Origin of the sequence: Rhodobacter capsulatus (assembly GCF_005144475.1) — a bacterium.
GTDB lineage: Bacteria > Pseudomonadota > Alphaproteobacteria > Rhodobacterales > Rhodobacteraceae > Rhodobacter > Rhodobacter capsulatus_C.
On record NZ_SWJZ01000092.1, the window covers coordinates 1 to 13391 of the forward strand.

A 13391-nucleotide genomic window follows, 5' to 3' on the forward strand; every position below is an offset into this window, starting at 1 on the left:
CCCGCTCAGCGCCGCAAGCCGCGCCGCGGCGGGTGCCGTGCGCAGGGCCGCCTGCGCCGCCAGCAGACGCGCCGCGCCGTCACGCGCCAGCAAGGCCAGCGCGTCAGGCGTCGCCCCCGCCAGCGTCAGCCGCCCGCGTGCGGTCAATTCGGGCAGCGCGATCAACCAGTTCGCCAATCCCGCCGCGGTCCCGTGCGCGTGCAGCACCGCCTCGGACCCGGCGCCAAGACAGGCCCCGGCCGCGGCACAAACCGCCCCGGAGGTCGCATCAAGATAGTCCCACAGCCGCGCGGCATCGGCAAAGGCCTCGCCGTGACAATCGGCACGACGGGCCTCGGCGACAGTGATCAGGCCCCGCAAAGCGGCCTCGGGCAAGGCCTGCAAGGCCGGTCCGATCTCCTGCGGGACCGGCTTGCCCTGCGCCGCCAAGGCCTCCAAAGCATCGATCCACCACTGCAGCCGCATCTCCGCCACCAGCGGCTCGGCACTGGCCCAGGGCGCCTGGGCAATCGCCAGATTGGCGGCGTAAAGCGCAAACAGCGGCGGCCGATCCGGCACCGGGCAGGCCATGACGGCGGCAAACCGGTCGGGATCGCCCGCCGCCAGCCGTTCGGCGCAAAGCGCGACCGCATCGCTCATGCCGGTTGCGCCCCGTCGCGGATCAGCTTCCAGATGATCGCATCCAGCAGCGCCTCGAATGACGCATCGACGATGTTCGGGCTGACCCCGACGGTGGACCAGCGCTGTCCCTGCCCATCCTCGCTGTCGATGATGACCCGGGTCACGGCTTCCGTGCCGCCCTGCGTGATGCGGACGCGGAAATCGACCAGCTTCATGTCCTCGATGCAGCTGGTGTAGGGGCCAAGATCCTTGACCAGCGCTTTTGACAGCGCGTTCACCGGGCCGCGGTCATGCCCCTCGGCATCCATGCTTTCGGAAACCGACAGCATCTTGTCGCCGCCGATCTTCACCACGACGACGGCTTCGGAGACCGAGACCATCTGGTCATAGCGGTTCTTGCGCCGCTCGACCGTCACACGATAGCGTTTGATTTCAAAGAATTGCGGGCAAAGCCCCAGCACGCGCCGCGCCACCAGCTCAAAACTCGCCTGCGCGCCGTCATAGGCATAGCCGCGATCCTCGCGCGCCTTGATCTCGTCAAGGATCTGCACCAGCCGCGGGTCCTTCGGATCGACCGCGATCCCCATCGCGGCCAGCCGGGCGCGCAGGTTCGACTGCCCGGCCTGATTGGACATCGGGATAAGCCGGGTGTTGCCGACCGTTTCGGGCGCGACATGTTCATAGGTCGAGGGATCCTTGAGGATCGCCGAGGCATGCAGCCCCGCCTTGTGCGCAAAGGCCGAGGCCCCGACATAGGCAGAGGAGCGCAGCGGCACCCGGTTCAGGATGTCGTCCAGACGCCGGGAAAGCCGCGTGATGCCTGTGAGCTTCGCCTCGGAAACGCCTGTTTCGTAACGGCTTTTGTAGGGCTCTTTCAAAAGCAGCGTGGGGATCAGCGCGGTCAGGTTGGCATTGCCGCAACGCTCGCCCAGACCGTTCAGCGTGCCCTGCACCTGCCGCGCCCCCGCGTCGATCGCGGCCAGCGAATTCGCCACCGCCGTCCCGGTATCATCATGGCAATGGATGCCCAAATGATCGCCCGGCACCCCCGCGGCGATGACGGCCGCGGTGATCGTGCCGACCTCGGCGGGAAGCGTGCCGCCATTCGTGTCGCACAGGATCACCCAGCGGGCGCCAGCCTGATACGCCGTGCGGCAACAGGCCAGCGCATACCCCGGGTTCGCCTTGTAGCCATCAAAGAAATGCTCGGCGTCAAACAGCGCCTCGCGCCCCTCGGCCACCATATGGGCGACGGAAGCGCGAATGTTTTCAAGGTTTTCCTCCAGCGTGATGCCAAGCGCGGCGGTCACGTGGTAATCATGCGTCTTGCCGACCAGACAGACGGCGGGCGTCCCCGCATTCATCACCGCCGCCAGCACGTCATCATTCGCGGCCGAGCGTCCGGCGCGTTTCGTCATGCCAAAGGCGGTGAAGGTCGCCCGCGTCCTGGGCCGCGCGGCAAAGAAATCGCTGTCGGTCGGGTTCGCCCCCGGCCAGCCGCCCTCGATGTAATCGACGCCGATCTCATCCAGCGCCTCGGCGATGGCGATCTTTTCCGGCACGGAAAACTGCACGCCCTGCGTCTGCTGGCCGTCGCGAAGCGTGGTGTCGTAAAGGAAAAGCCGTTCGCGGGTCATGCGAGCCCCTCCAGCTTCGCCGCGTCGAAGCCGGGTCCGGGCAGCAATTCGACGCCCGCCTTCGACATCCGCACCTCGACCCCCGCCGCCATCAGCGCGGATTTGAGCGCATCGACCGGGGCGAAGTCCTTGGTTTCCATCGCCGTTGCACGCAGATCGGCAAGCTTCGCGGCAAGGTGCGACAGATCAACCTCGGGCGCCTTGGCCCAGTCGCCCATCTCGTCGATCAGCAGCCCCAGCATCTGTGCCGAGCCCTTGAGCAGCGCAGGCTCGCCCGTCAGCCCATGCAGCACCGCGATGGCCCCCGCGGTGTTCAGATCATCGGCCAGCGCCTCCAGCACCCCGGGCGCCACCTCATGCGCGGGCGCAACGCCCGCCGTCAGCGCGCGCCATTTGCGCAACGTCGCCTCGGCCTGGGCGGCCTTTTCCGCCGTCCAGTCCATCGGCTTGCCGTAATGCGTCTGCAGGAAGACAAACCGGATCACCTCGCCCGGGATGCCCTGATCGAGCAGATCGCGCACGGTGAAGAAATTGCCCAAGGACTTGGACATCTTCTTGCCCTCGACCTGCAACATCTCGTTGTGCAACCAGAAATTCGCAAAGCCCCCCTCGGGATGGGCGCAGCAGCTTTGCGCGATCTCGTTTTCGTGGTGCGGGAATTGCAGGTCGATCCCGCCCGCATGAATGTCGAAACTGGCGCCCAGCAGTTCGTAAGACATCGCCGAGCATTCGATATGCCAGCCCGGACGGCCACGGCCCCAGGGGCTGTCCCAGCCGGGCAGGTCCGCATCCGACGGCTTCCACAGCACGAAATCCATCGGATCTTCCTTGAAGGGCGCCACCTCGACCCGCGCCCCGGCGATCATGTCATCGACCGACCGGCCCGAAAGCGCGCCATAGCCGGCATAGCTGCGCACCCGGAACAGCACATGGCCGTCCTTGGCATAGGCATGGCCCCGGGTGATCAGATCGGCGATCATCGTGATCATCGCGCCGATGTAATCGGTCGCCCGCGGCTCGTGATCGGGGCGAGCCGCGCCAAGCGCGTCCATGTCGGCGTGATACCAGCCGATCGTCTCCTCGGTCCGGGCGCGGATCAGCTCTTCCAGCGTGCCGGGGGCGCCCGCCTCCTTGCGCGCCAGAGCCGTCGCGTTGATCTTGTCATCGACATCGGTGAAATTGCGCACATAAGTCACGTGACCCGTGCCGTAAACATGGCGCAGCAGCCGATAGAGCACGTCGAAAACCACGACCGGCCGCGCATTGCCCAGATGGGCGCGGTCATAAACGGTCGGCCCGCAGAGATACATCCGCACATGTCCAGGATCGAGCGGGCGGAACGTTTCCTTGCGGCGGGTCTTGGTATTGTGCAGGCGGATCATCGGCTTCCTCGCAACTTTGTCCTTGCGGAGTAGCGCAATTGCAGGCGCGAGGGAACAGCAGAACCGCTTACGCCGCCGCGGCGCGGCTTTGCGGCGCAAAGGGTTCGATGGTCAGCGACGCGCCGTCAAAGATGCAAAACGAGCCGGGCGGCACCGGGGTCCAGTCGCCCTCGCCATCCTCGAGCGGCTCGGACACGACGGCCCGGCCCTGCCGGGTGTCGGACCAGCGATGATAGAGCGTCGGCGCCAATTCGTCCGAGGCGTAACGCACCGCATAAAGCCGCTGGCCATCGGAAAAGGCGGCGGTCAGGCGCATGTGCGGCCCCTGCCCGCGCTCGCGCGAGAGCGATTCCAGCCGCGCCGTCGCCCGTTCCAGCGCGCCTTTCGGATCGTCGTCCAGCCCCTCGGAAAGTGCCAGCAGAAACAGCGCCTCGCTGTCGGTGGCGCCCTTCCTGTGCGGGTAAAGGTGATCGGGGATCATCATTTCCCCCGCACGGCGAAACGCGTTGTAACCACCGATCTGGCCGTTGTGCATGAAGCTCCAGCGGCCGACGACGAAGGGATGGCAGTTGTTGCGCGAGGTGGCGGTCCCGGTCGAGGCCCGCACATGGGCCAGAAAAAGGGGTGATTTCACCTGCGCCGTCAAGGACTTGAGGTTCGGGTCCGACCAGGCGGGCATGACATCGCGGTAAAGCCCGGGCTCGGGGCGCTCGCCATACCAGGCCAGACCGAAGCCGTCCGCATTGATCGCCGTGTGACATTGCGTGGCGCAATGGCTCTGGTGGATCAGCGAATGTCCCGGCTTCGAGACGATATCCTCAAGAAAGATCGGTTCCCCGACATAGGCTGCCCAACGGCACATTTTCCGGCCCCAAACAGGCGGTTGGCTCCGCCCCGGTTGGCGTTGACATGATGCTGTCACAGTAACGCAAACCGGGACGGGGCGAAAGTCAGGCGTTCTCCTCGACGATCACGAGATCGCGTTCCGAGGCGCCTTTGGCATGCGACAAAGCCGCCTGATAGGCCTCGGAATTATAGCAGGCGACCGCGGCTTCAAGGCTGGGGAACCGCGCCACCACATTGCGGGCGCGGTCGTTGCCTTCCAGCTGCACATAGCGCGTGGCGCGGGCGAGGAAGACGCCGCCATGCGCCGCAATCGCCGGACCGGCCGCGGCGGCATATTTGCCGTAAGCCTCGGCGTCGAGCACCTTCACATGGGCAATCCAGAGCGCGGAGGGCATCAGAGCGCCTCCAGCATGGCTTTGACCGCGGCGACGGCGTCCTCGGCCTTCGCCGGATCGGCCCCGCCCGCCTGCGCCATGTCGGGGCGGCCACCGCCGCCCTTGCCGCCAAGCGCCGCCGCGGCGATCTTGACGATCTCGACCGCGGAAACGGTGCCGGTCTTGTCCGCCGTCACTCCCGCCGCGCAGGCCGCCTTGCCGCCGGTATCGGCCACCACCAGCACCGCGCCCGAGCCGACCTTGTCCTTCAGGCTGTCGACGAGCGCCGGAAGATCCTTGCCCGACACCCCCGAAACCACCTGAGCAATGAAGCGCAAGCCCCTGATTTCGATCACTTCCGGGCCACCGGCCGCGCCGCCGCCCATGGCGAGTTCGCGGCGCAGCTGCGCCACTTCGTTGGCGAGCTGCTTGCGTTCCTCGGCCAGCGCCTTGACCCGGTCGGCCACTTCCGCAGACGAGGTTTTCAGCAGGCCCGCCACTTCGGCCAGACGCGCGTTCTGCGCCTTCAGCCAATCGAGCGCCGCCTGCCCGGTCAGCGCCTCGAACCGCCGCACCCCCGCCGAGGACGCGCTTTCGCCAAGCGCGACAAAGGCGCCGATGTCGCCCGTGCGCTTCACATGCGTGCCGCCGCAAAGTTCCAGGCTGTAGGTCCGCCCGTCATGCCCCTTGCCCGAGCCAAGCTGCTCGCCCATCGAGACCACGCGCACCTCGTCGCCGTATTTCTCGCCGAAAAGCGCCTGCGCGCCAAGGCCGCGGGCATCGTCGGGCGTCATGATCCGGGTCTCGACCGGGGTGTTTTGCCGGATGAAGGCGTTCACCTCGGCCTCGACCGTCATCAGCTCCTCGGCCGTCATCGCCTTGCCGTGAGAAAAGTCGAACCGCAGCCGGTCCTCGGCATTCAAGGAGCCCTTTTGCGCGACGTGATCGCCAAGCGCGCGGCGCAGCGCCTCGTGCAGAAGGTGCGTCGCCGAGTGGTTCGCCCGAATGGCCGAGCGCCGCGCGTGATCGACCTCCAGCTTCGCCGGTTGGCCCTTGGTGACCTTGCCCTCGGTGACCTCGCCGATATGGATAAAGACACCCGCGACCTTTTTCGTGTCGGTGATGCGGATTTCGGCGCTGTCGGTGCGGATGATGCCGTGATCGCCGACCTGACCGCCGGATTCGGCATAGAACGGCGTCTGGTTGACGACGATCTGCACCGCGCCCGTGGCCTCGGCCACCTCGGCGCCCTCGATCACCAGCGCCTGGATCTGTCCTTCTGCGGTTTCGGTGTCATAGCCGAGGAATTCGGTGACGCCCGCCCGTTCGGCGATCTCGAACCAGACTTTCGCATCCGTGGCCTCGCCCGAGCCCGACCAGCTCGCCCGCGCCTTGGCCTTCTGCTCGTCCATCGCGGCGTCAAAGCCCGCGGTGTCGACGGTGCGGCCCTTTTCGCGAAGCGCATCCTGGGTCAGATCGAGCGGGAAACCATAGGTGTCGTAAAGCTTGAACGCGGCATTGCCCGGCAGCTCCGCCCCGTCGGGCAGCGCGGCAAGTTCGTCATCGAGCAGCTTCAAGCCGCGTTCCAGTGTGACCTTGAACCGGGTTTCTTCCAGCTTCAGCGTCTCCTCGATCAGCGCCTGGGCGCGGACGAGTTCCGGATAAGCCGCCCCCATCTGCCGCACCAGCGCCGGCACCAGCTTGTGCATCACCGGGTCTTTCGCGCCCAGCATATGCGCATGCCGCGCGGCCCGACGCAAAATACGGCGCAGCACATAGCCGCGGCCATCGTTCGAGGGCATCACCCCATCGGCAATCAGGAACGAGGTCGAACGCAGATGGTCGGCGATGACGCGGTGATGCACCTTGCCCGCCCCGTCCGGATCGGCCGAGGTCGCCTGCGCCGAAGCCTCGATCAGGCTGCGCATCAGGTCGGTGTCATAGTTGTCGTGCTTGCCCTGAAGCAGCGCGCCGATCCGTTCCAGCCCCATGCCGGTGTCGATCGACTGCATCTCCAGCTCGACCATCGAGCCGTCTTCGAACTGCTCGTTCTGCATGAAGACGTTGTTCCAGATCTCGATGAACCGGTCGCCGTCCTCGTCCTTCGAGCCGGGCGGGCCGCCCCAGATATGGTCGCCGTGATCGAAGAAGATCTCGGTGCAGGGGCCGCAGGGACCGGTCGGCCCCATCTGCCAGAAATTGTCCTTGGTCGGAATGCGGATGATGCGCTCGTCGGTCAGGCCCGAGACCTTCTTCCAGATCGCCGCCGCCTCGTCATCGGTGTGATAGACGGTGACGAGCAGCTTTTCCTTCGGAATGTCAAAGTCCTTGGTCAGCAGCTCCCAGGCATAGGTGATCGCCTTTTCCTTGAAATAATCGCCAAAGGAAAAGTTGCCGAGCATCTCGAAGAAGGTGTGGTGGCGCGCGGTATAGCCGACGTTGTCAAGGTCGTTGTGCTTGCCCCCCGCACGCACGCATTTCTGCGCCGTCGTCGCGCGGACATAGTCGCGCTTTTCCACCCCGGTGAAGCAGTTCTTGAACTGCACCATGCCGGAGTTGGTGAACATCAGCGTCGGGTCGTTGCGGGGAACCAGCGGAGAGCTTTCCACCACGCGGTGACCGTTCTTTTCGAAGAAGGCAAGGAAGGTGGACCGGATGTCGTTCAGACTGGGCATGGGCAAGCCTTTTTTGCGGATTTCCCCCCGTTTAGCGGCCCGGCCCGGCCCTGTCCAGAAAGCAAAACGGCCGGGGGAAACCCGGCCGTCGCCCTGTATCGTTCCGGTGCGGCTGCCAAGGGCAGCGGGCCCTGCGGCCTCATTCTTCGGTGAGATCTTCCTCGGTCGGCGCGACGCCGAATTCAAGCCCGTGGCTGGCACGGATCTTGTCCTCGATCTCATAGGCGATATCGGGATTGTCGCGCAGGAACTGCTTGGCATTCTCGCGGCCCTGGCCGATGCGCTCGTCGCCATGCGAATACCAGGCGCCCGATTTCGCCACCACCCCGGCCTTGACGCCCAGATCGACCAGCTCGCCGACCTTGGAAATGCCCTCGCCATAAAGGATGTCGAATTCGACCTCGCGGAAGGGCGGCGCCACCTTGTTCTTCACCACCTTGACGCGGGTCTGGTTGCCGATCACCTCGTCGCGGTCCTTGATCGCGCCGGTGCGGCGGATATCAAGCCGCACCGAGGCGTAGAATTTCAACGCATTGCCGCCCGAGGTGGTTTCGGGCGAGCCGAACATCACGCCGATCTTCATGCGGATCTGGTTGATGAAGATCACCATGCAGTTCGAGCGCCCGATCGAGGCGGTCAGCTTCCGCATCGCCTGAGACATCAGACGCGCCTGCGCGCCGACGGTCGCATCGCCCATGTCGCCCTCGATCTCGGCCTTCGGCGTCAGCGCCGCCACCGAGTCGACGACGACAAGGCTGACCGCGCCCGAGCGCACCAGCGTATCGACGATTTCCAGCGCCTGTTCGCCGGTGTCGGGCTGCGAGATCAGCAGCTCTTCGAGGTTCACCCCAAGCTTTTTCGCATAATAGGGATCCAGCGCATGTTCGGCGTCGACAAAGGCGCAGACACCGCCCTTTTTCTGTTCTTCCGCAATGCAATGCAGCGTCAGCGTGGTCTTCCCCGAGCTTTCCGGCCCGTAGATCTCGACGATCCGGCCCTTCGGCAGCCCGCCGATGCCAAGCGCGATATCAAGCCCGAGCGAGCCGGTCGAGGTCGCCTCGATCTCCGGCGGCGGGTTGTCGCCGCCAAGCTTCATGATCGAGCCCTTGCCGAACTGCCGTTCGATCTGCGCAAGGGCCGATTCCAGCGCCTTTTGCTTGTCTGCCTTGCCTTTGTCGTTCATCTCGAACAAGCCCGCCGTTGCCATCTGTCGTCCCCTTATCCCACAGGGCGCGGCCCGCGGCAATCGACCGAGCGCACCGCATCCGTTCCCATCTTGTTCTCATGATATGAGTACAATTGGGGAACATTGCAATCAAATTCTCCACAATCAGCCTGCGCCCGCATGGTTAAGAACCGGTTAAGACCGCCGCAGAAACCACGCGGCCCGGCTTTACCGCGCCGGGGTCTTTCAGTAAGCAGAGGCGGGAATTGTCGGGAGACACCGGAACATGCTGATTTTCTGGGAACAACGACTGGTCTTTCTGGCAACGCCCAAGGCGGGCTCGACCGCGGTCGAAGTGGCGCTCGAATCGCTCGCCAGCGTTTCGATGCAGCGCCCCGCGCCGATGAAACACATGAGCGCCAGCGATTATCACCAGGTTCTGGCCCCCTGGCTTGCGGCGCGGGCGGGGGCGCCCTTCACCACCGTGGCGCTGATGCGCGAGCCGATCGGCTGGCTGCGCTCCTGGTATCGGTTCCGCACCCGCGACGATATCGAAGACCCCGATCACCCGATGGCGGGCAAGAGCTTCGATGCCTTCGCGCAGGATTACATGGCACCGAAGCCGCCGCCGCAGGCCGATATCGGCTCGCAATCGGCGCATCTGTGCGGCGCGGATGGTCGGCCGCAGGTCGATCGCATCTTCCGCTACGAGGAAATCGACGCGTTCATGGATTTCCTCGAAGACCGGCTCAATTGCGCGATCACGCTGTCGCGGGTGAACGTGCCCCCGGCCGCGGATGTCGCGCTGCAACCGGAGACCGAGGCGGCGCTGAAGCGCGCGATGGCCGCCGATTTTCGGCTTTACGACAGCCTCGCCTGATCGCCCTCAGGCCCGGACCCGACGCGCGATCTGGTTCTGCACCGTCGCCGTCAGCTCGCTCAGCGAGAAGGGCTTGGGCAGGAAGACCGAATTCGGGGTCGGCGGGCGACCTTCGCGGAACACGTCCTCGGCATAGCCGGAGACGAAAACGACGGCGGTGTCCGGCCGGGTCTTCAGCGCCTCGGCAACCCAGGTCGGGCCATCCATGCCGGGCATGATCACATCGGTGACGAAGACGTCGAACTGCAGCTGATCGTCTTCCAGAATCCGCAGCGCTTCCTCGGCATTCTCGGCCTCGAACACCGTATAGCCGCGCAGTTTCAGCGCCCGCGAGGCAAAGGCCCGCACCGGCGCCTCATCCTCGACCAGAAGCACCATCGCGGCGGAATTTTCCTCGATGCTCGGCAATTCCATCGTCGGCAGCGCCGGTTCCTGCTCGATCTCCGAGGGCCGGTCATGCGCCGGCAGGAAGAGCGTGAAACAGGTCCCCGAACCCAGCACCGAATCGCAGAAGATATAGCCGCCGGTCTGCTTGACGATCCCGTAGGCGGTCGACAGGCCCAGCCCCGTCCCCTCGCCCGGTTTCTTCGTCGTGTAGAAGGGTTCGAAGATCTTGCCGAGCTTGTCGGCCGGGATCCCCACCCCCTCGTCGGTGACCTTGACGACGACATAATTGCCCTTCGGCACCGCCGCGCGATCGCGTTTCAGATCCTCGATCAGATGCAGGTTCTCGGTCTCGATCCGGATCTCGCCGCCGCCCGGCATCGCATCGCGCGCGTTCACCACAAGGTTCATGATCACCTGTTCCAGCTGCCGCTTGTCGGCCCGGATCGGCGCCAGATTCGGGTCATGCGTCAGCGTCAGCACGACCTTTTCGCCGGTCAGCCGGTTCAGCAGATGCGTCAGATCCGACAGCGTGTCGCGCAGATCGATGATCCGCGGCTTCAGCGTCTGCTTGCGCGAAAACGCCAGCAGCTGACCGACCAGCGAGGCCGCCCGGTTGGCGTTCTGGCTGATCTGGTCCAGATCGGTGTAATCGGGGTCGCCCTTGTCGTGGCGCAGCATCAGCAAATCGCAATGCCCCGAGATCGCCGTCAGCAAGTTGTTGAAATCATGCGCAACCCCGCCCGCAAGTTGGCCGATCGCCTGCATCTTCTGGCTTTGCACGAACTGGCCTTCCAGCGTCTTCAGCTGGGTCGCATCCGAGAGGACAGCGATCAGTCCCGGCCGCCCCTCCTCGATCACCCGCGCCAGCGTCACCTGCAGGAAGACCTCGCGATCGCCGCGCCGCGCCCGCAGCACCTCGGGGCGGCGTTCCGTCCGCCCGGCCACCGCATCGACAACCCAGTCATCGACCGGACGGCCCAGCCCCTCGAACAGCTCCGACAGCTTCGTCGAGGCCGGGATCTGCCCCAAAAGCCCGCGCGCGGCCCGGTTCACCTCGATCACCCGGCCATCCACCGTCAACCGCATCAACGCCACCGGCAGCGCCTCGAACGAGACCGGATCGGTGCTCGGCGCGCGCCCCGGCGCGACGGGCATCAGATAAATCTCGTCGCGCCCGCCCGCGCCCTCGATCTGCGCCACCATGCAGCGCAGCGGCCCTTCGATCGTGGTGATCTCCTGCTCCTCGCCCGAGCGGATCGGCACATCGGTGAAGATCCGGTCCAGCGTGCGGACGCGCTCGCCCACCAGCCGCCGCAAGGATTCGTTCATGAAGAGAATCGTGCCCGATTTCGACGCCGTCAGCATCGGCAGCGAGATGCTTTCCGCGCCGCGCCCGCCCACCGGCCGCTCGGCCATGTCTTCAAGCCGCCACAGGAACCCGCCGCCCTCGATCTGATGCACCGAGAGCCGCACATGGCCGCGCCGCGTCACCATATCCTCGCGCGCCGCGCCAAGCGCCGCCGCCTTCGACTGCAGCCGCGTCAGCATCGCGCCGGGATTGGCAAAGATCTCGCCCAGAGCCCGGGTCAGCGTCTGCCCCCCGCGCGAGCCGAAGCGCTCGACCGCGGCGCGATTCTGATAGCCGATCTCGCCCTCGCCATCGGTGGTGAAAGAGGGCGAGGCGTCATGCATGATGAAGGCGGAAATCGCGCCCGCCACCTGCGTGCGCCGCCGCGCCAGATGCCGCTGCGCCAGCTTCGCCACGACCGCGAGCAGCAGGAAACTGCCCGACATCGACAGCAAAAGCGTCATCAGCACCCGATCTTGCACGAAATACCCCGCCGTCCCGGCCGCAAGGCCAAGCAAAAGCAGCACCAAAGCCCCGGGCGCAATCATGGCCGCGGACCGGCCAAGGGCCTGCATGGGCTGATCGGGATGTACCACTGGCGTCTTCCTGCGCAGAATCGTCTCCTCGCATTGCGGGTCATTTCGGTTAAAGCCTGATTAACAAAACCGAAGCTCAACCTAAAGATGTATCACGAAAGTTCTCGTTACGTTCACAATCGACACAGACGCGCCGCGAAGAAGCCGTCCCCGCCGTCGCGCGGGGAATAGCGGCGGCATTCCGCAAGCGCGAATCCGCCGCGTTGCAGAAAGGCCGAGAGCCGCAGGTCATTCTCGGCCGAAAGCAGCGAACAGGTCATGTAAAGAAGCTGCCCGCCCGGCGCAACATGGCCCGCGGCCCGGTCCAGGATCTGATCTTGCAGCGCCGTCAGCTCGGCCAGCCGCGCCGGGGTCAGCCGCCATTTCGCCTCCGGCGTCCGCCGCCAGGTCCCCGAGCCCGAACAGGGCGCATCGACCAGCACCAGATCGAAGACGCCCGCGACCTTGCCGGGCGGGGCCAGCGCGATCCGCGCCCCGGCCCGCGCCGCGCGCGGGGGAATGTCCTTCATCCGGCCGGGGTCGATGTCATGCGCGGTGATCCGCGCCCCCGGATGCGCCGCCGCCAGCGCCAGCGCCTTGCCGCCACCGCCCGCGCAGTAATCCAGCACCCGCGCCCCTTCTGGCAGCGCCAGACCGCCAATCACCGCCTGCGAGGCGACATCCTGCAGCTCGACCAGCCCCTGCAGATAGGCCTGCGACGCGGCGATCTTGCGCGCCCCGGAGAGAACCCGCAGCGCGGTGGCCGCGAGCGGATGCGGCTCGGTCGCGATCCCTTCCTGCGCCAGCGCCTGCGCCGCCTGCGGCCGCCCGGCCCTGGCCAGATTGACCCGCAGAAAGACCGGCGCCCGCGCCCGCATCGCGTCGGAAACGGCGTCGAAATCGGCGCCGAGATCGGCGCGCAGCTGCCCCGAAAGCCAGTCCGGCCAATCGCTTGCAGCCAGATCCGCCGCCGCGGGCGCGGGCCTTGCAAGCGCCGCCGCCTCCGCCTCTGTCATAAGCGCCGGAGCGTGGCCCGCCCCGGTGAAAACCGTCGCCGGATCGATCCCCGCCGCCCGACACATCCCCAGCATCAGCCCACGCCCGTCCGCCGCCCCGCCAAGCGCGGCAAAACTGCCCCGGCAGCGCAGCGCATCATAGACATGATCGCGCACCGCGGCCCGATCTCCCGATCCGGCAAAGCGATGCGCCCGCCCCCAGTTCGTCAGCGCCCGCTCCGCAGGCTCGCCCGCCGCGATGGCGTCAAGCAGGGGGATGGCAACGGCAATACGGGCAGCGGGGGTCATGGGCACTCCTTTGGCCCACACCTAACCGCCTTGGAGCAAAACGAAAAGGCCCCGCCGCAGCGGAGCCTTTCGAAACGGTGAAACCGTAGCTGAACCAAGCTTTTCCTTGGCAAAATACGCCTTTTTCTTTGGGGGGTGCGGGGGGCGAAGCCCCCCGCGGGTCGGCGCGGGGGAGGGCCCCCGCGCGACGGACAAGG

At 66.1% G+C, this 13391-nt stretch carries 10 protein-coding genes; 1 reads left to right on the forward strand and 9 read right to left on the reverse strand.

The features are described 5' to 3' along the window. From FBT96_RS17430 to recA, 7 genes are all read right to left on the reverse strand, one after another. The coding region (locus FBT96_RS17430) for a squalene/phytoene synthase family protein (RefSeq protein ID WP_136908900.1) at positions 1–639 on the reverse strand (639 nt) is incomplete at its 3' end. Next, a complete protein-coding gene (gene cimA, locus FBT96_RS17435; protein WP_136908903.1) occupies positions 636–2258 on the reverse strand; it encodes a citramalate synthase in 1623 nt (540 codons plus the stop codon). The genes FBT96_RS17430 and cimA, both read right to left, overlap by 4 nt. Then, the gene (gene cysS / locus FBT96_RS17440; protein WP_136908905.1) at positions 2255–3640 is read right to left on the reverse strand and encodes a cysteine--tRNA ligase; all 1386 of its coding nucleotides are present in this window, start codon (positions 3638–3640) and stop codon (positions 2255–2257) included. Before cysS ends, cimA begins: the two co-directional genes overlap by 4 nt. A 67-nt stretch (positions 3641–3707) precedes the next feature. Then, the gene (locus tag FBT96_RS17445; RefSeq protein WP_136908907.1) at positions 3708–4502 is read right to left on the reverse strand and encodes a class II glutamine amidotransferase; all 795 of its coding nucleotides are present in this window, start codon (positions 4500–4502) and stop codon (positions 3708–3710) included. Between the two features lie 88 nt (positions 4503–4590). Continuing rightward, positions 4591–4881, reverse strand: a complete 291-nt coding sequence (locus FBT96_RS17450) for a DUF1330 domain-containing protein (protein ID WP_013067477.1) — start codon at positions 4879–4881, stop codon at positions 4591–4593. Further along, positions 4881–7535 (reverse strand): alanine--tRNA ligase, encoded by a 2655-nt coding sequence (gene alaS, locus FBT96_RS17455; RefSeq protein WP_136908909.1) that lies wholly within the window; start codon positions 7533–7535, stop codon positions 4881–4883. Before alaS ends, FBT96_RS17450 begins: the two co-directional genes overlap by 1 nt. 139 nt (positions 7536–7674) lie before the next feature. Further along, the gene (gene recA / locus FBT96_RS17460; protein WP_136908911.1) at positions 7675–8742 is read right to left on the reverse strand and encodes a recombinase RecA; all 1068 of its coding nucleotides are present in this window, start codon (positions 8740–8742) and stop codon (positions 7675–7677) included. A gap of 244 nt (positions 8743–8986) precedes the next feature. On the opposite strand from recA, the gene FBT96_RS17465 reads away from it, so the two are divergent. Then, positions 8987–9580 carry a sulfotransferase family protein gene (locus FBT96_RS17465; protein WP_136908913.1) on the forward strand — a complete coding sequence of 198 codons (594 nt, stop codon included), beginning with the start codon at positions 8987–8989 and terminating at the stop codon, positions 9578–9580. 6 nt (positions 9581–9586) lie between these two features. Here FBT96_RS17465 and FBT96_RS17470 read toward each other — a convergent pair whose 3' ends face one another. Then, positions 9587–11890, reverse strand: coding sequence for an ATP-binding response regulator (locus FBT96_RS17470; RefSeq protein WP_136908917.1), 2304 nt, complete (start codon positions 11888–11890; stop codon positions 9587–9589). A gap of 134 nt (positions 11891–12024) precedes the next feature. Then, the gene (locus FBT96_RS17475; RefSeq protein WP_136908915.1) at positions 12025–13194 is read right to left on the reverse strand and encodes an RsmB/NOP family class I SAM-dependent RNA methyltransferase; all 1170 of its coding nucleotides are present in this window, start codon (positions 13192–13194) and stop codon (positions 12025–12027) included. Positions 13195–13391: the final 197 nt, after the last annotated feature.